The organism is Antrihabitans spumae (assembly GCF_043944905.1).
In the GTDB taxonomy this organism is placed as follows: Bacteria; Actinomycetota; Actinomycetes; order Mycobacteriales; family Mycobacteriaceae; genus Antrihabitans; species Antrihabitans spumae.
Window position 1 is genome coordinate 1 of sequence record NZ_JBIMSN010000146.1, and the last position, 20,915, is coordinate 20,915.

Here is a 20,915-nt window from a genome sequence, read left to right on the forward strand (position 1 = left end):
ACCTCAACCTGGCCGCGTAACCAGATATCGCCGTGTCCAACATCCGGGGTCAAGGCCCTATGTACAACGCACCCGCCAGCAGGCTGGAATCAAATAACTGGGTGTGCATCAAACCCGGGGCGATTCAGCGTAACCAGAAATTACCGTGTCCAATATCCGGGGTCAGGGCCCGTTGTTAAACCTCCCTGCGTATTTATTGACGGAAAGCTCGTCCGATGTGGGGTAGCCCAAGGGTCCCCCCTCCGCTCCCAGCGCGTTCCACTTTGCACGGATAGCACCACTGACGTAGTACGCCTCATTGATTCGCCAGTAGATCGCACCACCCTGGAACTCTTGTCGGCGGCCACCATTGGCGCTTGGTATTTCATCTGTGGTTGGGTATTTGAGCACTCCCCCTTCCCAGCCGTTGCGTTGCCAGGCTGCGAAGAAGTGGTTCGCCACTGGATGCGCTCCAGCGTTGGGGTGCCAGTAGATGGGCCCGTTGTTAAAGGTCTGTCGGACGCCAACATTGTCGGGATTGCGAATCTCGACCGAAGTTGGCCAGAGTAGGAAGCTGTTCGGACCGCCGAGGCTGTTGTACTTGTCTCTGATCGCTCCGCACACCTGATGGGGTGAAGGCCAATATTCTTGGCAACCCGGTGCGGCACGAGACAACGCTCGCTTGGCTTCTTTCGTTTCAGCGAGATCAGCTTCCTCCTTTGTAAAACCACCGGGAATTTCGGGCCCTGACCCCGCAGATGGCCGCGATACGAAGCCCCGAAATCTGTCCTGATCGAAGTTCACACACACTTCTTTCCGACCATTTCCCCGAACGCGATCCACGATCGGGGGACGAAAAAACTCGCGAGCGCGGCATCCAACGCCGCCGTGCGGTCAGCGTGCCGATCGAATTCACGCCAGTGTTCCAGCACCTCGCTCACCAAGCGTGGATGCGCACACCGAGTCCCCGAAACGTTGCCAGACTATCTATATATCTGCAGGGTAGATGATCAGTTCCAGCAGGTCGTAGCGGTGTTGTCGATCGCTGTCAGCCATCTCCCAAGATCCTCTGCGACGCCATCAGAAATTCGAGCGTTCGACGATAATGGCGATACCCCATCGCCTCCTGCTCTTTGACCCGATATGTGTCACCCGAGTTAGGTAGGTTACCCGCGTTCCGGTTGAGCACACAGCCGACATAAAACTCTGCCCGCCTTGGCGACGCAGGATAGGGCGTGTGCGATTTCTGGGAGCGTCATGGGTTCGAATCTGGACATATCCGTCGACGTAGATGTCACGGTTTCTACACGTAATGCCACGGTGGTGAGAGTCGCGGGGACCATCGACTTGGTCACCGCACCCGTGCTGTCCGAAGCAATTGAGCGTGCGATGGCGCCCGGTCCTCCGCGTGTGGTGATCGATCTCAGTGCAGTGGAATTTCTTTCCGCCGTCGGGATGACGATGCTCTTGCATGCCCATCAGTCCGCATCGACACGGCTCGCGGTGGTTGCTGATGGCCGCGCCACCAGTCGACCGATGACGTTGCTCGGCCTGGACCGCACCCTAGCCATCTACCCCACGTTGGATGCCGCACTCTCCGACAGTCACGACCGAGAGATCTAGTCCTGATCCGCATCACAAGACGGTGCCAGCGAGTTTAGATCGCTGTACGCCTACGCACTCTGAGCTCAACACCTAGGCAGGCTCGGCCAAGCTACAGTCCGGACTCTGCGCATTGATCCGCGCCGGCAGCCTTCTATCACCGAAAATGCAGTCCGCGGGTGACACGACGGTCATAACTTCCGCCTCAAACACGAGCTGGAGATGGCGAGCAATCGCTCCATCGGCAATGACCGTCGGTGCTGCACCGAACGTCGCCGCCGCGTCACCGAGGACGCAGAGAGCCCGCACCGACATGAACGAGACGCGCTCCAGGTCGATCACGAGCGTCGCGCGGTCGCCGCGGCACGCGGCACGACTGGCTGCGCCCGCCACCAGATCCGCCCACGCCTCGACGTTGACGGAATCTATTTCTCCGCACGCATGAACGGCAACCGCCTGAGCGTGACTTGTAATCGAGGCGGACAGCCCGCCTGAAACAACACCCACATCGCCGACGTGGACTTCGGTGTGCGCAGCAACCGGCATGGAAACCTCCAGTAACAAAGGCGTGACCCGAACGACATCTCGGGCCACCGGATGACGCTGACAGAACTCATCGTGGGCGCCGAAGGTCACGGATCGTTATCTTCCACATCGCAAACCACCCACATCGGATAACAAAACGATAACGGGCATTCGTAGGGGTATGAAACACTGAGTGGGTGCTGTTCTCTATCACCACAACGGCGGACGTCGTCGCTGCAGGAGTGCCCGTGCGACCTTGTTTTGCACCGATCCGGCGGCTGGACAACGACACCCTCGTTGCCGTGGAGGTTCAACTTCGGGGCATGCCGGACGGACCGTTCGCCACTGCGCAGGCGTTGCGCGCTGCAGCGCGAGCGATGAGCCAACAGCGCCACCTCGACAAGTTGAAATGGGAGCATGCCAATTCCCTCGATTTGGCCGGCTTTCCTGCACTGGTCACCCTTGACCTGGCATCGGTCGCTGGACTCGACCGTTCCGACAGTGAGATCCTGACCCACGCCGTGCTCGTCATCGCCGATACGACACTGATCGAACGGCCTGCCGACACACTCGATGCCGTTCGTCACGCACGGTCGCGAGGCAAGATCGTCGCCGTCGACGGTGTCGGGGGTCGACCGCAGGCATTGGCGCTGTTGCCGCTCCTCGAACCCGATGTGATCATCCTCGACCCCACGCTTCTTACAGCACGAACCCGATGCGGGGACGGCGCGGACTGTGCACGCAGTCGCCGCTCAAGTCGAACGAACCAACGCAGTCGTAGTTGCCGACGGCATCGACAGCGAGGCGCAGCGTCGACGGGCAATGGGCATGGGTGCGGACTTCGGTGTCGGAAGCCTCTTCCCAGCGGTGGATTCGCTGGGGGAGCTAGCCGACGAACCCGTCGCACCATTTCCTCCGATTCCGACCTGGAACCACACAGCAGCGACTGTCGAAGCCACCACGGATACTCCCTATCTGATGTTGTCGCCGGGTCGGCGCACGATCCGCAGTCGCAAGCGATTGTTGATAACCATGAGCACGACACTCGAAGCGCAAGCGGCCGCCTCCGGGCCGGAGACTGTAGTGCTGGGTACGTTTCAGCACGCGCGGCACTTCACCGAGACGACGGCCGCCCGCTGGCGCAGCCTCGCCGACACAGTGTCCTATGTGGGTGTATACGGCGTAGACATGCCCGAAGCCATCAATTCTGGCATCTACCATGCCCCATTGGATCCGGCGGACCCCCTCGTACACGAATGGACGATCGTTGTCCTCGCACCACACTTTTTGCAGCGTGCTCTCCGCACTCGACCTACACCGCAACAGCGACGACATGGACAGAGAGTTCGACTACGTTGTGTCATACGATCGCGCCGCGGCCGTGCGCAGCGCACAAGCGATCATGACCCGGTTCTCCAACCGTCCCGACATCGTGTGAACCACACGGACGGCATCAGATCCGCACACTGACATCCACAGGCCACCGCAGCCTCAACTCTCTCGCAAGTTAGAGAGTTGAGCGTTTCAGTACGACCGGACTGGGTATGAATGGGCCGTTGTTGATGTTTCCAAGCAAAGGACGAAAATGACCGACTCGAACAGCGGACCGGCAGAAGCGATCAAAGGCGTCGTCGAAGACGTCAAAGGTAAGGCAAAAGAGGCAGCTGGTGCCCTGACCGGACAAGACGACCTCACCCGCGAAGGTCAGGCGCAGCAGGACAAAGCCGAGCATCAGCGCGAGGCGGCAAAAAAGGAAGCCGAAGCCGACGCTGCACGGGCGGCTGCCAAAGTAGACGAAGAGCGCCAACGCGCAAACCAATAGCGCGAAAGCATCGATCACAGCACCACCCAAACGGAGATGCCGAGAACGACCGGAACGTACGGTCGTTCTCGGCATCATGCTCGTCGAGGCGAATAGACCGATGACCAGCGATCAGCACCTTCGCTCAGTGCCCCCCCACGTACCTCACTTCGTCCTTACGATGATTTGTGGGTTCTGAGCAGCACTTTTTCATAGGCTGTCAGCGACCCTGGAACGTCAGGTATGGCTTGGCTTTCGTCAGCCACTGGATGGCTCACTGTGAGTGGCCGCCGTGCGTTCTGCGACGACTCGACCGCTAATTGAGAGACGCGACGTGATCGCTAGGTAAGGACGTGACGGCACGGTCGTCGGCAGGGCCAACATCGGAACTACGACGGAGGAAGATGTGGCACAACCAACCCTGTGGGCCGGCGTCGACGCTGGCAAAGCTGCGCATCATTGCGTGGTCATCAACGCCGACGGTCAGCGCGTCTTGTCGCAACGGGTCGCCAACGATGAAACAGCGTTGACCGACCTGATCCGGACGGTCAAGAACCTAGCCGGCGGCGAGTCCGTCCTATGGGCCAGCGATCTGAACTCCGGCGGTGCGGCGCTGCTGATCACACTGCTACTCGACGACGACCAGGAACTGCTCTACATCCCCGGCCGCGTCGTGCACCACGCCTCGGCGGCGTACCGCGGCGACGGTAAAACAGATGCCAAGGACGCTGCGATCATCGCCGACCAGGCACGGATGCGCCGAGACCTTCACCCATTCCGTCACCGTGACGGAATTGCCGCAGATCTCCGGATACTGTGCGCACGCCGCACTGACCTCGCCTCCGATCGGAACCGGTCCATCAACCGTCTACGGGCGCAGCTACTGGAGTATTTCCCAGCCCTGGAACGAGCTTTCGATCTCGCGCACCGCAAGGCCGCACTGATCCTGCTGACCGGGTACCAGACGCCGGAGGGCTTACGCCGGATGGGCGCAGCACGACTCGAGCGATGGTTGCGGGATCGTCACGCCTACAACGCCGGCGACATTGCGGTCCGCGCGCTCGATGCCGCCCAGGCCCAACGCGCGACGGTCATCGGGCAGGCCGTCGCCGCGTCGGTGGTGGCCCGACTGGCCCAAACGGTGCTGAACCTCAACGCCGAGCTCGCCGACGTCGACGCCATGATCGAAACGACCTTTCAGCGGCACCGGCTCGCTGCCATCATCACCAGCATGCCCGGCTTCGGGTCGCTGCTGGGCGCCGAACTAGTCGCCGCGACCAACGGCGACTTGGCCTCATTCACCACCGCCGACCGGCTTGCCGGAATCGCTGGGCTGGCGCCCGTACCGCACGACTCCGGGCGCATCAGCGGCAATCTCAAACGGCCCCGACGTTACGACCGGCGACTGTTGCGCGTCTTCTATCTGGCTGCCAACAACGCCATAAAGAACAGCCCGGAGTCCCGCACGTATTACGACCGCAAGCGATCTCAGGGCAAACGACATTCCCAGGCAGTCCTCTGCCTAGCGCGTCGACGCCTCAACGTCCTGTGGGCCATGCAACGTGACAACACCAGCTACCAACCCGGACTGCCACGAGCATCTTGACAACCTCATTGAGACTCACAGTGGCGAAATGAGGGAACGTCGGTGGTGGCCGATATCGTGCGCAAGTGCGAACCGTGCCGATGCCCATCGAAGTACTCCGAAACAGAACCGAAGTTTCGGATGCGGCTGAGATCCTGCGCGAGCAGATCGATGCCTTGCTCGATCGCGCAGCCGAACGAATTCTCAAAACTCCGACCGCCGGAACGGCATACTGGCACGCGATGTGGCAGAACCGCGGCTCTTCCGACGGCCGAGTGCATCTACGTCGCCACCTGTTGACCCGCATCGCCGTCGCTGGACACCTCGGACTGGACGCGGCCCACGATATCCAGGCGGCACTAGCTGCTGGAGCAAGCCACGAGGACGTCAGGGTCGCTGCAGCGACCTCGAAGCGATCCTCGCTCAGGCGATCTCACCCGGCCGAACCGGCTCGACGATCTGCAGCAACTGCAGTTGTTCGACCGGTGAGACCGCCTGTTTGAATATCAAATACGTTGCACAACAACATATTTGACGTGCCGATAATCGAAATGGTGACATAAATGCCGACTATCGCCACATTTCCGGCGGATGTGGTGTAGCTCCTGGTCGATGAGGTTCACCGTTGGCTACTGGCCGCCAGCTGATCGGTGAGACGACGTCGATGATCGTGCGGCGCAGGATTCAGAAGGGGTCCGAGTCATAGAACGGCGATGCCTCGATCATGTCGGTCGCGATATCTTGCAGATAGCGTGCGATCGCGTCGAGCCGTACGCGAACGCGGGACCTGTTCGCAGGCGACAGAACTGCCGCGCCATTGCGCGGTGCAGTGGTGGCTCGATCATAAGCTGATGCGTCACCACGGCTACTAGCCCTTGGGTGGCGCGCTGGATGAACACGTCGAAGGTGCGGTCCGGAAGAATCGTGTGCATCGCAATCATTGGTTTGGCACCAAATCCGACTGCGTAGCGAGTTTTGGGTCGCATAGCAGTCACCGATTTAGCGATAGCCTGCCTATCAATGCGGGATTAACTGATGTTCTCGGCGCCAATCCGATCCACACCGTGATCTTGCGCGATGGTGACGTCACACGAAGGCACCCACCTTGGTGATCTTGCGCCCGACGAGCAGTGTCTGGATGGTTTCGGTTCCCTCGTATGTGTGTAGCGCTTCGATGTCGACCAGGTGGCGCATGACATGATTTTCCAACAGTATGCCGTTGCCTCCCAACATGTCTCGCGCGTCGAGAATTATCTGTCGAGCTTTGGAGGTGTTGTTGAGTTTGGCGAGCGATGCGACGGTGTCACCTAGCGCTTCCCCGGTTTGTAGCTGGGCGATCCGCATGCAATACAGCTGCATACCGACGATTTCCTGAAGCATTTTGACGAGCCGCACCTGCACGATCTGAAATTCGATCAGTCGTTTCCCGAATTGCCTGCGATTGCTGGCGTAGGTCAGTGCGGCATCGTATGCCGCGACTGCATGTCCGAGTGCGCTGAAAGCACACTGGCTTCGAGTCCCCGCCAGTACTCGGCCTGTGTCCTTGAAACTGTGTGCGTGTGGCAGTTTCGCGTCCACTGGGATCCGGACATCGACAAGATCTATCTCGGCCTGCCATACCGATCGAACCGACGCTTTGCCAGTTATCACGTGCGCGTCGTATCCGGGTGTGCCTTTTTCGACGAGGTAGCCGCCGACCTGGCCGTCGTCGCCGCGTGCCCAGACAACGATGACGTCGGCCACGGTGCCGTTGCCGATCCAGCGCTTCTTGCCGTTCAGTATGTAGTCGTTACCGCGGCGGACCGCGGTGGTCTCGAGAAGTAGGGAGTCGGAGCCGTGATCAGGTTCTGTGAGTGCGAAGGCGCCGATCTCGTCTACGCGCGCTAATGGTGGCAACCAACGCTTTTTGTGTTCCTCGGATCCGAGCAGAGCTATCGATTGCATTGCTAGGCCGCCCTGTACGCCGGCGAAGGTTGCCAAGCTTCCGTCGCCGCGCGATATCTCCATGGCGAGCAAGCCAGCGGACGCGGCACTCATTGCCGGAACTCCGGGATAGTCGATGCCGTCGCCGACGAATCCTAGTTGTCCCATACGCCGGGCGAGATCGATGGGAAAGTCGGCTCGCTCCCAGTAGTCGTTAATTACCGGTAGCACCTCGTCACGGACGAACGTACGCGCGCGCCTGAGGTAGTCGCGCTCCTGCTCGCCGAACTCCTTGCTGATATCGAGAAAGTCCGTCATGAGCGGTTCACCTAGCGAATTGACCATGTCCTTCTCCTTCGTTTCGAGGACAGTCGGCTGCGAGGCAGCCCTATCCTTCTGGCCAGTGACGTCGTGAGAATGCGGTCTCAAGGTTGTTGTGCGCCATCCGTACCTATGGCGGGGTAGTCGGGACGTCGGCTCGCAGGAACGCTGGATTCATCTCGGGACGGGGTGCTGAGTTCTACCTGCATTGCCAGGCAGACTGCGGCGACGTCGGTGGGACGGTTGAGATATCTGCCTGTACGCTCCTCGATTCGTCGCAGTCGATAACGAATGGTGTTGGGATGGCAATACATGCGATCGGCTGTTTTAGTGGTCGATCCGCCGGCATCAATCCACACTTTCAGTGTCTCCAACAGAACTTTGCGTTCCTCCTCCGGTAGCGAACCCAGCGGGCCGAGCACATTGACGGCTACCCGTTGCATGACCGCGGGCGCGCTCACAGCGGCGATGCCGACTGGATTTTCTTCGAAAAGCACAATGTGCTTGTCCGGTCGGCTGCTGGCGATCGTCAACCGGGCCAGTTCGAGCGCCTGACCGGCCTGTGTCAGGTCGTCGACGACCGGGCTCACCCCGACGCGGCCGTGTGCGTGTGCACCGAGCACTTCGACGAGGAGCGACAACGAGACTGTGGAGGGGACCGAACTGGGCAGTGCGATTATCGCCACGTGCAGGTCGGGCAACAGGCGCCATGCCGCGTGCATATGCGCTCGCGCGAGCGAGTTGGAGATGTCATCGACACCGACTCTGCCGGTGCCAGGAAGTTCTGCGGCTATCACGACATACGGCCCACTGATCGGCAATCCAAGTAGGTCGGCCGCTTCCCACAGGACCGTGCGGTTGGAGATTGTCCCGGCGAGTAGTGCCGCTACAAGAGCAGATCGCTCTGTCTCTTGTCGGACGAGCAGAGCGGTGAGGCTCCGGTTGTACGCGGCCGTCATTTCGTGGGTGAAGAGGTCATGGGCTACCACTACCTCAGCGGTAATTTCTAGCAGCGTCTCGGGCGGAATGCCCATGACCCTCGCCTCGGACACAATGCGTTCCCATAGGTAGCGAAAACATAGACGGTAGGCCGCCGTCACGGTCGTCAAGGGAATCCCGGCCTGCGCTCGCTGAGTGCCTGTTGCGGATGCGACCGTGGGGTCTGCAGGAGTGCGATGAGCAAGCGCCTCGAACACGTAGCGAAGGTTGGCAGTGCAGCTGGCTCGCAGGTCGGTCAACGAGACATACCGCTGATTCCGATACGCGGGAAGTTGCTCACGGATCACGTCCGCCATCGCCACGCCGTACTTGTCTACTCTGTCGAGCAGTGTGTTGGCCAGCGTCGCCATCAGATCTTCCACGGCAGTCACAGTACGAGCGCCCGAGTCGCCCCGTAGGCACATTGTTGCCAAACACAATCAAAAACCCGCGATCTTGTCTGAATCCACAGCTCATTGTGAGAATTGCACGCTGCGTTCGGACCTAGTTTGGTTCTAGCATCACCCACGTCGATGAGAGATGACCAATGTCTGCTGCAGCATCCGAATCGCTGTCCCAAGTTGTGTCTGCGCTGCGTACGCTCAGCAGCGCTGATGAAATCACAGCTCAACGCAGTGCCTGGCAAAAAATTCTAGAACTGCAAAAACTTGCCGAAGCCGACAAAGTTCTCGCCGACGAGCTCCTCAACGAGCTCTTTCGACTCGGCACACCGGTACGCGATCTGGACGGTCCAACCGACGGTATTTTGGTGACCACCACCACCAACGTCGCCACGGACGCTGCAGTGAAAATGCTTGTCAACTCATGGATGCCGTGGCAGGGGAAGCGGTTCGACGCCGCAGGTTCGACCGGAAACAACCGGATGACCGACAGCTCAGCAGTGGTGTCCAAGCTCATCTGGCCGTTCTACTCGATGACCGAGTCGGGGCAGGGAAAGTCTGCGTTCGACTTCAAGACTTATGTGGAAGCCGGCAAAGACGACCCGGATCGCGAAGTGTTGGTCATCGACTACGCCGATGTCGAATCCAATCCGGCGCTGATTATCCGCAGTATCCGCGACGAACTTGTCGAGATTGTCCCGGGAACCTACCTGGGAAAGATTCTGTTTCGGCTACCAACGGGCAGCTACTCGAAGATCGGCTTCTTCGCTCTGCGTACCTAGCCAACTTAGATCACACCGCTCATCAACTACGCAGCGAAAGAATGCAACGAACATGCAATGGTACGAAAATCCCTCACTCACTCTACAAATTGTCAGCCTGTCCAAGTTACGCAATGACCTCAGAGAAAAAAATCTATTCGAAGGCCCAGATGTTCGCCCCGACGCGGAGGACGGCGAGGCTACTCCGCAGGTTACGAATGCCCGCACTCCCGATGGCTCCTGGAACGATCTAGGGTGCCCGATGATGGGTGCTCAGGCATCCGGATTCGGACGCAACGTGCCGTTGGAAAAGACCGTTGTGGACAAAAAGCGACTGCTGAAGCCCGACCCGCGGGTGATCAGTCGTACTCTCATGGCACGCGACACCTTCAAGCCTGCGGGCATCATCAATGCGCTGGCCGCGGCATGGCTGCAATTCGAGAACCACAACTGGTTTTTCCACGGCGACGGCGTCGCCGAACGAACCATCGACATTCCGCTGCAGTCGGGAGACGACTTTCCCGAGAACCCCATGCGAATCCGCGAAACTATCCCACTGCACGGCGAGGTGCGTGATGGCTGCCCTGCTCCGGTCTTCGCGAACGCTGAAACACATTGGTGGGACGGTTCTCAAATCTATGGCAGCGGTGCGGAAAAGCAGAGCTACGTTCGCAGTTTCGTCGACGGTAAGATCAAGGTCGATGCTGGTGGACGATTACTCGCAAGCGAGATCGAGGGCATCGACATCACCGGCATGCAAGAAAATTGGTGGGTAGGGCCGGGATTGCTGCACACCCTCTTCGCACGCGAGCACAACGCTGTGTGCGATGCATTGAAAAAGGCGGACCCCTCCCTCGGCGATCAGCGTCTCTTCGAAATCGGCGTACTGGTGGTGTCGGCATTGATCGCCAAAATCCACACCGTCGAGTGGACCACGTGCGTCCTTCGCCACCCGGCGTTGCAGATCGGAATGAACGCCAACTGGTACGGAGCGCTAGGTGAGACGTTCCGTGACAAATTCGGTCGGATCGGCGACAGCGAGGCACTGTCCGGCATCGTCGGTTCGTCCACCCACCATCACGGTGCGCCGTTCTCCTTGACCGAAGAGTTCGTCTCCGTGTATCGGATGCACCCACTGATTCCTGATGACTGGAAGTTCTTCTCACTCGAATCAGGTGAGCTGCTGCACGAGAAGTACTTCACTGAACTTCAGGGTCGCCACACACGCGGCGTCATGGACAGCATGGAGATGGGCGATATGTGGTACTCGTTCGGCCTTGCCAGCGCCGGCGCAGTGTGCTTACACAACTACCCCAATGCGCTTCGCAACCTCACTCGGGTCGACGGTCAAATCACCGATTTGGCAACCCTCGACATTGTCCGCGACCGTGAACGCGGTGTACCTCGATACAACGACTTCCGAGAGGCGCTGCGTATGCCTCGGCGTAAACGGATCGAGGACATCACTCCGAACAAGCAGTGGGCCAAAGAAATAAATGACGTATACAACGGCGACGTCGACGCCGTCGACTTGCAGATCGGAATGCAAGCCGAGCAGCCGCCGAAAGGCTTCGGATTCTCCGACACGGCATTCCGGATCTTCATCCTGATGGCATCGCGTCGGATCAAGAGCGACCGCTTCTTCACCAAGGATTTCCGCCCCGAGATCTACACCAAGACGGGATTCGACTGGGTCAACAACACCACCATGAAGGACGTCCTGCTACGGCATTACCCCGAGCTTGCCCCGGCGATCGGCGACGTGGAGCGAGTATTCGCGCCATGGCCCGCACTCGGGACACCCGCACAGGGACGCAAACACGTCGTTCTACGCGCGGCGGACAGCGTCAGGGCCTACATGCCATTCGGGTCGTAGCACGGCCACACCACAAGTGAGAAGTGTCGACGAAGCACGGTGGGATAGCCGCATCGTCGCTGAAGACGCACGCGATCGACGCGTCCGTAATTACGGTGCGTGATGTCGCAACGTGAAGTCACACGAGATCGGGTCACCAGTGAGGCTGACCTGGTCTCGGCGGTTCAAGAATCCGGACCATTCGATGGTTTGAAGTCGCAGCGCTGGCGTCGTGCAGCAGTCAGTCACCGCTTCCGCGATACCGAGCGAGAGATCATGAACGACAACTATTTTCCCTCAGCATCCCTGCTGGAGAGTGTCCGCTTCACCACACAGATAGCAGTGCCCAATGTTGTGCAGGGTCTGTTTCGACGTCGACGACGCGCCAGCGAACTAGCCGACTCATTAGGCATCGATCATCGTGCGGTGAGGTTCTACGAGGAGCTGGTGAATCGGCACGAGGTGCCCATCTATGTCCGGGTTGGCACGACAACCATGCTGCTGGTGCACCGACCCGAGGATATCGCCGAAGTTCTCCAAGGATCACCGGACCCTTTTGCGTCCGACCCCGACACAAAAAGCAAAGGGATGGCGCACTTTCAACCGGACGCTCTGACCATCACCCGCGCGCCGTTGTGGCAGAACCGACGCCGCTTCGCCGAGGCGATCCTCGATGCTGGATCGCCGCCGCACCGCATGGCCGAAACGTTCATCCACGCTGTGAACGAGGAAGCGGACAAGTTGGCCTCGTCCTCGATCACCTGGGAGCAAATCAACACCACGTTCCAACGTCTTACCCGTCGCGTCATTTTCGGTGACGCAGCAGCCGACGACTCCGAGGTCACCGACCTGCTGACGATCCTGATGGACGAGGCGAACAACTCACCGTCGACCGCATCGCCGCACTTGCCAGAGTTGCTCGACCGGGTTCAGCACTACATCGGCCGCGCGGAGCCCGGCTGCCTCGCCAGCCTGGTCGGTACCGCGCCCAAGAACGAGGACACACACCCGGCAGGACAACTGCTGCACTGGATGTTCGCGATGGGGGACACCCTGCCGGCCAACGTCTTCCGTGCATTGGCGCTGCTCGCCACCCACCACGATCATCTCGATCTCGTCCGCGACGAGCTGGCGGCCAGATCGACAAGCCAGGAAGTCACCCCGGAGTACCTCACCGCTTGTCTTCACGACACCATGCGACTCTGGCCCACAACGGTCATGTTCGGGCGCGTCACAACCCGAGATACCACTTTGCACGGTGTCCACGTACCCGCCGACACTCAAATCCTCATCTACAACCTGGGCAATCACCGCAACCGAGACCGAGTAGCGTTCGCCGATCAGTTCTCACCGCAGGAATGGATTTCGGGAAACGCTGCCGCAAACTGGTCATTCAACTTCTTCAGTCACGGTCCGCAAGGATGTCCCGGGTCCGGACTTGCGCTGCATCTCGGTACCGCAGTGCTAGCCCGTTTGATCGGGAGAGGTTTTCCACGTCTGTACGGGGCGACTTTGAGTGCCGACCGTCCGCTCCCGCCTAGCCTGAACGTCTTCGACCTCGAAATCACCATCAACAGTCGAAAGGTGTGATTGTGAATAAATTCTTGCATCGGTCATACCCGCCGATTCGTCAGTGCGAGAACACCCGCAACGACAGCCGCGGCAACCGGTGAGACCGATGCCTCACGCTGTCGCTCACTTCGCAAGGAAGTTGACCTCAACGGCACAGAACTGGCTGGAGGTTACGCGATTCGGGGGTTTGGAAACCGGCGAAGAGCCCACTGCTTTCGATATTGTCGACGTGGGTCCGATCCACCGTCTGCGTCGCTATGCTATCGGCGATCGCTCCGGACCTCCGATTTTGCTCGTTCCCCCTCTGATGTTGACGGCCGACGTCTTCGATGTCTCGCCTCCCGTCAGCGCAGTTCGAACGCTGGGTGGACAAGGAATCGACGTATGGGTCATCGATTTCGGGTCACCGGAACACGAGACCGGCGGTCTGGAGAGAACTCTCGCCGACCATGTCAGGGCCGTCAGCGCAGCTGTAGCTTCCGTCGTGGAAGAAACTGATTCCGATGTCCATCTCTGCGGATACTCACAGGGCGGGATGTTTTGTTATCAGACAGCGGCATACCGACGAAACGCAGGAGTTGCCAGCGTTATCACCTTCGGCAGCCCCATCAATCTTCGCGGTGCGGTTCCGCTGGGCATCTCCGAGGGGGTTGCCATTGGAGGCATTCGCTTTGTGCTCGACCGTGTGCTCCGGGGGAACCCGGTGCCGGGCTGGGCGACACGGACAGGATTTCGGCTGCTGGATCCAGTAAAGGCCTTGCGGCAACAACTGGACTTCTTGGTCGCGTTGCACGACCGCGATGCGCTCCTGCCTCGTGAGGGCCAGCGGCGATACCTCATGGGGGAGGGATGGGTAGCATGGCCCGGACCTGCGTTGGACGAGTTCATGCGTCAATTTCTGATGCATAACCGAATGCTCACGGGCGGCTTCACCGTCGGCGACAGGCCAGTCACTTTGGCAGACATCGAATGCCCGATCCTGACATTCATCGGTGAGGTGGATGACATCGCGCCGCCAGCTGCGGTACGACCTATCAGACAAGCAGCTCCACAGGCCGACGTGTACGAAGTTGCCCTTGCAGCTGGACACTTCGGACTCGTCGTAAGTACGAGTGCACAGACTGCGAGCTGGCCGGTGGTCGCACAATGGGCGCAATGGCTATCGCGGGAGGCGGCGCGCCCGCCACAACCGATCCTGGTCAGTGATCGTCCTGCCGAACAATCGCAAGCCACTCTCACCGAGAGTGCAGAGGGCATTCACCTGGTCACCGGCGCCGGCAAGGCTGCCTTCCAATCCGTGACCGGCACTCTCGCACGATCGGCACACGATATCCGCAACTTGGCGAGTATCACGTCACGTGAGCTTCCGCGGCTGGCACGAATCGGCGATGTCAGGACACACACTCGACTTTCGCTCGGGCAGTTGCTCGATGAGCGTGCTCGACGATCCCCACGAGACGTGTGCTTTTTGTACGAGGACCGGGTTTACACATACTTGGAGATAAAGCAACGCATCGACGGTGTCGTGCGCGGATTGCTGAGCGAGGGGGTTCGGGTCGGCGAGCACGTCGGAATCCTGATGCATACTCGGCCGACAGCGCTCGCGGTCGTCGCTGCTCTCAATCGCATCGGGGCCGTCGCGGTCATGCTCCGGCCGGGAGCGGATACCGCACGCGAACTCGATCTCGGCGAAGTCCACAGACTGGTCGTCGATCCCGCACACGCGAACATACCCGCAGGTAACAGGCAAGTCCACGTCTTTCTTCTCGACACCCCTGATCATGCACGCGAGCCAGGGCTGACCGCTCTCGAACAACCCGAGAGTCCCGTGCAAGTAGTACCCGTGTGGTATGAGCCCAATCCAGGTAACGCAAGGGACCTCGCGTTCATCTTGTTCGGCGGAGACTTTGAAACTCCGCGAGTGATCCGAATTACCAACGGAAGATTTGGTATATCTGCATTCGGTACCGCAGCATCGGCGTCCTTGAGCAACGCCGACACGGTTTTCAGCATCAACCCGTTCCACCATCCCTCAGGCTTACTGACCAGTGTGGGCGGTGCATTCGCCGGGGGCGCACGCTTGGCCATGGCGACGAGCCTCGACCCCGAGACATTCTGGACTGAGGTCCGCCGCTACGGCGTCACAGTTGTGTCCTACACGTGGGCACAACTCCGCCCGCTGGTCAACGCCAAGCCACAGCCAGGCGAGCGTCATCATCCGGTTCGGCTGTTCGTCGGCTCCGGAATGCCGCGAAGCCTCTGGCGCCGCGTGTCATCTCGATTCGCACCAGCAACGGTATTGGACTTCTGGGCAACCAGCGAGGGCGAAGCCGTCTTGGTCAACATCGATCCGACCAAGCCCGGAGCTCTGGGTCGGCCTCTCCCAGGCGGTGCGGAACTTCGTGTCGCGCGATGGGACCCCACAGCACGTACTTTGCTCGAAGATCGCGATGGGTACAGTATCGAATGCGGTGCCGACGAGGTCGGCCTTTTGCTCGCACGTGTGCAAGCAACGACGACGGCAAACCCACTACGGAACCTGTTCGAGCGCGGCGATGCCTGGTACTCCAGTGGGAACTTGGTTCGCCGCGACATCGATGGCGACTACTGGCTCATCGACTCTGTCGACAGCCAAATTCGGACTGCAACCGGAGTTGTTGCCTCTCTTCCGATTACAGCAGCCATCGGGAAGATCCCAGCTGTGGATCTCGCTATCACCTACGCTGTCCCGACCGCTGACGGCGCAGAAATAGCCGTGACAGCTGTGGTACCGCTGCAGGGCTGCGAACTCGACGCAGGCGAGTTCGACCATGTACTCATGTGCCTTCCACTTCAGGAAAGACCGGCGTTCATCCGAATCGTGTCCGAGATCCCTCTGACGCCATGGCATCGCCCGATACCGGCACACCTGCCGACAGAGCCCCTGCAGTGGTCGACTTCCGAGCATCCCGTGTTCAAGCGTTCGAGCGGCGGCACATACGCGCCGTACATCAACGTCGGTCACAATAGTGACACCCACGCCAGACTGCGCGCTGTCTCACCAATAAGCGACAACCACGAATGACATCTAGAGCTAGTCCGACAAGTGGTCGGACCACACCGGATTGCATCGATCCGCAACCCACGGTTGTGGCTGGCACCTGTCGTCGTCGTCGGACTGGTGATGTCGCTGCTCGCGGTGCTGTATCTGGACAGCATTCTCGACCCGCAGAAGAACCTGCACGATTTCCCGATCGCCGTCGTCAACCAGGACGAAGGCGAAAACATCGTGGCACCCGACGGGACGACCCAGCGCCAGAAGTTCGGCGACCAAATCGTCCAAGGTCTCGTCGACGGCATCCCCAAGGACAAGGTCGACCTCAGACAGGTCGGCATCGCCGAAGAACAGACCCTGCTGCGCAAGGGCGAAATCTACGGCTCGATCGTCATCCCGAGCGACTTCAGCAAGCGGCTGCTCATCCTCGCGCAGGCAAGCGTCGTCGACGGCGGGGTCGAAAAACCGGTGATCACGGTCAAGACAAATCCGCGCGCGGGCACGTTTGCCATCAGTATCGCAACGACGATCTACGACCAGGCAATGGAACAGGTCAATGCGACGGTCGGCAAGCAGTTGACCGAGCAGGTCATCGCCCAGTTGAACGCGGGGCCGACACCGACGCCGATCTCGGGGGGCGAGTCGGCTGGTGCTCGCCGAACCGATCCAGATCACGACAGCGCCGTACAACCCGCTGCCTGCGGGTTCGGGCAACGGTCTCGCCGCCTTCTACTACGCGCTGCTGCTGTTGCTCGCAGGGTTCACCGGCGCGATGATCGTCAGCTCGCTCGTCGACGCTCAGCTCGGCTTCGCACCTGCGGAATTCGGCCCTTGGTACATCTACAACCCGTCGGTCCACGTGTCGCGGTTCCACACACTGGTGGTCAAGTGGGTGATCATGATCATCGTCGGCATAGTTGTGTCCGGGCTCTATCTCGCCATATCGACGTTCCTGGACATGCCCGTCACCAGACCGGCCACGCTGTTCGCCTACGGTGCCTTCGCCATAGCCGCGGTCGGGATCACAGCGACGTCGATCATGGCGGCATTCGGAACAGCCGGCCTCATCATCAACTTGATTCTCTTCATCATTCTGGGAGTACCGTCGTCCGGCGGCACCGTCCCGTTGGAAGGTCAACCACCGTTCTTCGGCTGGCTCGCGAACTTCGAACCCTTGCACCAGGTGTTCATCGGTGTGCGCGCGATTCTGTTCTACGACGCCAGATACGACTCCGGCCTGTTGCACGCGTTCTGGATGACGGTGTTCGGCGTTGTCACCGGCCTTGTTGTCGGGACCGTTGCAACCCGGGTCTACGACCGAAAAGGGTTCCACCGCAAGGTACCTGACGTATCCGCCGAATAGAACCTGACTTAGAGTCGATCTGGCCGCAATTCTCGTTGTGCGTGTAGTCATCACCAAAAAACGGGCGTTCAAATAGACATCCGAACAATAAATCCGTGTTGTCGCGTTATCTGACTGGACCATTGCAATCATGAGCGATCAGCCCTGAGCTGTCAGGGTGAACCGCCTACTACGAAATGAGTGTTCATGGCGACGTCTTTGAATGCGGACTTCACCGTTCATGCTGCCCCTGCGACGGTTCTAGGTGTGATCGCGGCCCTTGAGGACTACCCCAAGTGGTCCGACACCCACAAAAAATTCACAATCGTATCGAGAGACGGGAATGGTCGTCCGACTCAGGCGTTGGTAGAGGTAAGTGTCGCCGGAAGGCTGGATGAGCAAGTGCTTTCCTACTCGTGGACCGAGAACTCTGTCCGGACCACGCTTGTGAAGTCATCCGGGGGGACCTTGAAAAGTCAGGAGAGCTCCTACGTCGTAGCGCCCAGCGGATCAGGTTCGCGAGTAACCTACGAAATCACGGCTGAGCCTGCCATCCCTGCTCCAGGTTTTCTGGTCAAGAAGGCTCTGAAAAAGGTAGTAGACAACGCCACGACCAACCTAGCGCGATATATCGAGCGCTGCGCGCCGTCGGCGCCGGCGTAACAGGGCGCCGTATGGGCAAGGGGCAGGGAATGTCCTGACGCGGAACTGTTCAGGGCTGGGACAGCCTATTACGTCGAGTATTCCGCTGAGTACGAGCTCGGTCGCCGCCGCGGCGAAAAGTGTCGATGCTTTATTGGTCGGAGGATCGATGAAGCAGTACTTCGCCGACCTTCAGACTGTCGATCGATTCTGCGGTTTCACGGGCGTCCAAGTCAGACCGGCTGAAGCCCGTCGTTGTCCGTTGTCGATATAGCTGGTGTCTGCGATAGCAACGGTTTGCAAAATCCCGTTAACCCGAGCGTAGCTAGGCCAGAATCGACATCGTCGTGCAGCAAAATCTTCATCGTGATTGGTTCAGCAATCAGCATCCGCTGAAACATCTCGGTGAAGCGTTTCACCTGTGCTCGGTACTGCGCAGCGGTGGTAGCCGAGTCTTCCGCATTCGCTCGATGCGGTGGTGTGTCAGGCGTCGACCTCTTCGATCAGCAACCACTGCCCCCACTAGTTCGACGTCTTCGATCTCGAAGTCTCGATGAATCTCCGAAAAGCGCAGGTCTGCCGGCGAGCGTCGGGGTTCGGCGTGCTCACTCACGGCCCGCTGAAATTGTCCAAGGTTTCTCTATGCCCGTCGCACCACGTAAACCGGTCGGGCACTTCCGTATAAGCTCTTTCCAAGGGGATCGATCAAGATGACCCGCGATGGCGGACACGACGACTACCTACTCCTGTCGGCGGTCACATGCCCGGTCGACATCGATCGGCTCGTAACACTTCCCGGATTAGCCCGCGCGGACCCAGGGTTGGTCCGCGGCATTCTGCATGCATGGCGAGAGTTCGACGAACACCCCGATCCAGACCGCGCTCTCGATGACGCGCTCGCAGCGTTTCAGGGCAGCCCAATTCTGGTCGCCGCGCCGGTCGACCCGAAGGCGAGCTTCCTCGGCAAACTGGTGATATTAGGATTGCTGCGCGGAGGATGGATTACGTGACCCACCACCAAAGCGAGGGGGGAGTAGTCGTTTAGCGTGCCTGTAGTCACAACACCAAAATTTTGCGGCCGTCACGCCAAAAATGGTCGGGACGCGCATGCTCGACATCGGCGTCGTGGGGGTCGAGCGACCAATCTTCGTAATGTTCGTGTACAGCCGTGCGTGCTGCCGAACTCAGGAGAACACGTCCACGACAGCTGCCGCACCGGCGCTCGTCGGTACCCGGTCGGAAATGATCGGTCACGGGTGTCGCCTCCTCCGCTGGCTGTTCCCCACACACGAACTGATGAACTACCACGAACTGGGTTACGGCCTGATCGGTCGTCCCAGCGCTGCTCGCCAAGCATCCCATCCTAAGGCAAGTAGCGCCGGCAGTACCGACGGGGCGAGCCCAGTTGACCAGACTGTTTTGGTCGACCCTAGAGCGAGCGGTTCGTCAGCGAATCGATCGGCGAGCCAGTTCAACGCGACGGGAGTGGACAACACGTGCAGGCTCAGATGCTCGGACAGCTTGTCGCGCCGATATGTGACATTGACGCCAGCGGCGCGGTATCGATCCACCTGACCGTCAACATCGTCGACGGAGATGATCTGATCTCGAACAGACTGAATAACGAACACCGGAACGTTGAGTGGGACCCGCCCCACCTGAATTTCGTCGAAGACTCTCACTACTTCACGCTCGGCGAGTAAATCTGCCAACGGTACATCGATGAAATCGGACAGGTCGTAGCGTGCGAACTTGCGTACCGCCGTCAACGTCGACATCGACTCGATGGATTTCATCAGCCTCAGCCCAGCCTCGGAGCTGTGCCGTCCAAGAACCCAATCCAACTCCGGGTAGACCCGCCGAAGCCCGGCGAGGACAAGGGCCGGCAGACCGGAGAAGGCAGTGCCGTTCAAACGGAGAAACGTCGATGCCGGATCCCCGACCGGTGAACCCAGCGCGACTCCGACGATGTCGAGCTCAGCGGCATACTTCGATGCCATTTCCCCAGCCCACGACGAGGCCAATCCGCCACCCGAATACCCCCAAATACCGATTCTGGTGTCCATAGTCAGACCCAATGAGTCGAAATCCAACGCCGCGCGGATCCCGTCCAAGACCCGGTAGCCGGGTTGAATCGCCCCGGGTTTGATGCACACCCTTCTTCTTGGAAGGTTGGACATCATGCCATCGAAGTACGACGGGGAGACCAAGGCCAAGGCGGTCCGTCTGGTCACCGAGCACCGTGACGAATACACATCGGAGTGGGCGGCGATCAAGGCGGTCTCGGGCCGGTTGGGAATGAACGCGGAGACGCTGCGGAACTGGATCCGGCAGTCCGCGGTCGACACCGGGCAGGCAGAAGGCGTGTCGACCGATGCCGCGCGGGAGATCCAGCAGCTGCGCCGCAAGAACCGCGAGCTCGAGGAAACCATCGAAATCCTCAAGGCGGCAACAAGTTTCTTCGCGCGGGAGAGCGACCCGCGACACCGGTGATCTGTGCGTTCATCGCCGAGCATCGTGCTCGGTTCGGGGTCGCTCCGATCTGCCGTGTGCTCAGCGCGCACGGATGCCAGATCGCCCCGAGAACATTTCAC

Annotated in this window: 18 protein-coding genes and 3 pseudogenes; 14 read left to right on the forward strand and 7 right to left on the reverse strand. The window is 59.9% G+C overall.

Annotated features, from left to right (window positions below):
* Window positions 1–162: 162 nt before the first annotated feature.
* Entirely contained in the window at window positions 163–783 is a 621-nt protein-coding gene (locus tag ACHIRB_RS28200; RefSeq protein WP_395112853.1) for an LGFP repeat-containing protein, read from the reverse strand.
* A gap of 453 nt (window positions 784–1,236) precedes the next feature.
* Between ACHIRB_RS28200 and ACHIRB_RS28205 the strand changes: the two genes are divergently transcribed.
* Window positions 1,237–1,602 carry an STAS domain-containing protein gene (locus tag ACHIRB_RS28205; protein ID WP_395112855.1) on the forward strand — a complete coding sequence of 122 codons (366 nt, stop codon included), beginning with the start codon at window positions 1,237–1,239 and terminating at the stop codon, window positions 1,600–1,602.
* Between the two features lie 72 nt (window positions 1,603–1,674).
* On the opposite strand, the gene ACHIRB_RS28210 is transcribed toward ACHIRB_RS28205, so the two are convergent.
* Window positions 1,675–2,217 carry an STAS domain-containing protein gene (locus tag ACHIRB_RS28210; protein WP_395112856.1) on the reverse strand — a complete coding sequence of 181 codons (543 nt, stop codon included), beginning with the start codon at window positions 2,215–2,217 and terminating at the stop codon, window positions 1,675–1,677.
* Window positions 2,218–3,138: 921 nt separating this feature from the next.
* On the opposite strand from ACHIRB_RS28210, the pseudogene ACHIRB_RS28215 reads away from it, so the two are divergent.
* The 5 genes and pseudogenes from ACHIRB_RS28215 to ACHIRB_RS28235 all read left to right on the forward strand — a co-directional run.
* A pseudogene (locus tag ACHIRB_RS28215) lies at window positions 3,139–3,333 on the forward strand (diguanylate phosphodiesterase); the annotation flags it as partial.
* A gap of 67 nt (window positions 3,334–3,400) precedes the next feature.
* Window positions 3,401–3,544: a hypothetical protein gene (locus tag ACHIRB_RS28220; protein ID WP_395112871.1), complete on the forward strand. Its 144-nt coding sequence runs from the start codon at window positions 3,401–3,403 to the stop codon at window positions 3,542–3,544.
* Window positions 3,545–3,691: 147 nt separating this feature from the next.
* Window positions 3,692–3,928 carry a microaggregate-binding protein 1 gene (mbp1, locus tag ACHIRB_RS28225; protein ID WP_395112857.1) on the forward strand — a complete coding sequence of 79 codons (237 nt, stop codon included), beginning with the start codon at window positions 3,692–3,694 and terminating at the stop codon, window positions 3,926–3,928.
* Window positions 3,929–4,313: 385 nt separating this feature from the next.
* Window positions 4,314–5,513, forward strand: coding sequence for an IS110 family RNA-guided transposase (locus ACHIRB_RS28230; protein ID WP_395112858.1), 1,200 nt, complete (start codon window positions 4,314–4,316; stop codon window positions 5,511–5,513).
* 65 nt (window positions 5,514–5,578) lie between these two features.
* A complete protein-coding gene (locus ACHIRB_RS28235; RefSeq protein WP_395112859.1) occupies window positions 5,579–5,995 on the forward strand; it encodes a hypothetical protein in 417 nt (138 codons plus the stop codon).
* A gap of 184 nt (window positions 5,996–6,179) precedes the next feature.
* On the opposite strand, the pseudogene ACHIRB_RS28240 reads toward ACHIRB_RS28235, so the two are convergent.
* The 3 genes and pseudogenes from ACHIRB_RS28240 to ACHIRB_RS28250 all read right to left on the reverse strand — a co-directional run.
* Window positions 6,180–6,272: pseudogene (locus ACHIRB_RS28240) on the reverse strand (acyl-ACP thioesterase); the annotation flags it as partial.
* Between the two features lie 306 nt (window positions 6,273–6,578).
* Window positions 6,579–7,760, reverse strand: a complete 1,182-nt coding sequence (locus ACHIRB_RS28245; RefSeq protein WP_395112860.1) for an acyl-CoA dehydrogenase family protein — start codon at window positions 7,758–7,760, stop codon at window positions 6,579–6,581.
* 80 nt (window positions 7,761–7,840) lie between these two features.
* Window positions 7,841–9,097 (reverse strand): PucR family transcriptional regulator, encoded by a 1,257-nt coding sequence (locus tag ACHIRB_RS28250; protein ID WP_395112861.1) that lies wholly within the window; start codon window positions 9,095–9,097, stop codon window positions 7,841–7,843.
* Between the two features lie 164 nt (window positions 9,098–9,261).
* Between ACHIRB_RS28250 and ACHIRB_RS28255 the strand changes: the two genes are divergently transcribed.
* The 6 genes from ACHIRB_RS28255 to ACHIRB_RS28280 all read left to right on the forward strand — a co-directional run bounded on the left by ACHIRB_RS28255 (window position 9,262) and on the right by ACHIRB_RS28280 (window position 18,342).
* Complete coding sequence (locus tag ACHIRB_RS28255; RefSeq protein ID WP_395112862.1) at window positions 9,262–9,897, forward strand: hypothetical protein; 636 nt, start codon at window positions 9,262–9,264, stop codon at window positions 9,895–9,897.
* Window positions 9,898–9,949: 52 nt separating this feature from the next.
* Window positions 9,950–11,752, forward strand: coding sequence for a peroxidase family protein (locus ACHIRB_RS28260; protein ID WP_395112863.1), 1,803 nt, complete (start codon window positions 9,950–9,952; stop codon window positions 11,750–11,752).
* 255 nt (window positions 11,753–12,007) lie between these two features.
* Window positions 12,008–13,321 carry a cytochrome P450 gene (locus tag ACHIRB_RS28265; RefSeq protein WP_395126290.1) on the forward strand — a complete coding sequence of 438 codons (1,314 nt, stop codon included), beginning with the start codon at window positions 12,008–12,010 and terminating at the stop codon, window positions 13,319–13,321.
* An 88-nt stretch (window positions 13,322–13,409) separates the two neighbouring features.
* Window positions 13,410–16,367 carry an AMP-binding protein gene (locus tag ACHIRB_RS28270; RefSeq protein WP_395112865.1) on the forward strand — a complete coding sequence of 986 codons (2,958 nt, stop codon included), beginning with the start codon at window positions 13,410–13,412 and terminating at the stop codon, window positions 16,365–16,367.
* A gap of 619 nt (window positions 16,368–16,986) precedes the next feature.
* Window positions 16,987–17,700 (forward strand): ABC transporter permease, encoded by a 714-nt coding sequence (locus ACHIRB_RS28275; protein ID WP_395112866.1) that lies wholly within the window; start codon window positions 16,987–16,989, stop codon window positions 17,698–17,700.
* Window positions 17,701–17,886: 186 nt separating this feature from the next.
* Window positions 17,887–18,342: an SRPBCC family protein gene (locus tag ACHIRB_RS28280; protein WP_395112867.1), complete on the forward strand. Its 456-nt coding sequence runs from the start codon at window positions 17,887–17,889 to the stop codon at window positions 18,340–18,342.
* A gap of 212 nt (window positions 18,343–18,554) precedes the next feature.
* Here the strand turns inward: ACHIRB_RS28280 and ACHIRB_RS28285 are convergent, their stop codons facing one another.
* Window positions 18,555–18,740 (reverse strand): hypothetical protein, encoded by a 186-nt coding sequence (locus ACHIRB_RS28285; protein WP_395112868.1) that lies wholly within the window; start codon window positions 18,738–18,740, stop codon window positions 18,555–18,557.
* A gap of 291 nt (window positions 18,741–19,031) precedes the next feature.
* On the opposite strand from ACHIRB_RS28285, the gene ACHIRB_RS28290 reads away from it, so the two are divergent.
* Window positions 19,032–19,331, forward strand: coding sequence for a hypothetical protein (locus tag ACHIRB_RS28290; RefSeq protein ID WP_395112869.1), 300 nt, complete (start codon window positions 19,032–19,034; stop codon window positions 19,329–19,331).
* 306 nt (window positions 19,332–19,637) lie between these two features.
* Here the strand turns inward: ACHIRB_RS28290 and ACHIRB_RS28295 are convergent, their stop codons facing one another.
* Window positions 19,638–20,504 (reverse strand): lipase family protein, encoded by an 867-nt coding sequence (locus ACHIRB_RS28295; RefSeq protein ID WP_395127809.1) that lies wholly within the window; start codon window positions 20,502–20,504, stop codon window positions 19,638–19,640.
* On the opposite strand from ACHIRB_RS28295, the pseudogene ACHIRB_RS28300 reads away from it, so the two are divergent.
* Window positions 20,503–20,915 (forward strand): annotated as a pseudogene (locus tag ACHIRB_RS28300) (transposase); the annotation flags it as partial. The gene ACHIRB_RS28295 and the pseudogene ACHIRB_RS28300 overlap by 2 nt on opposite strands.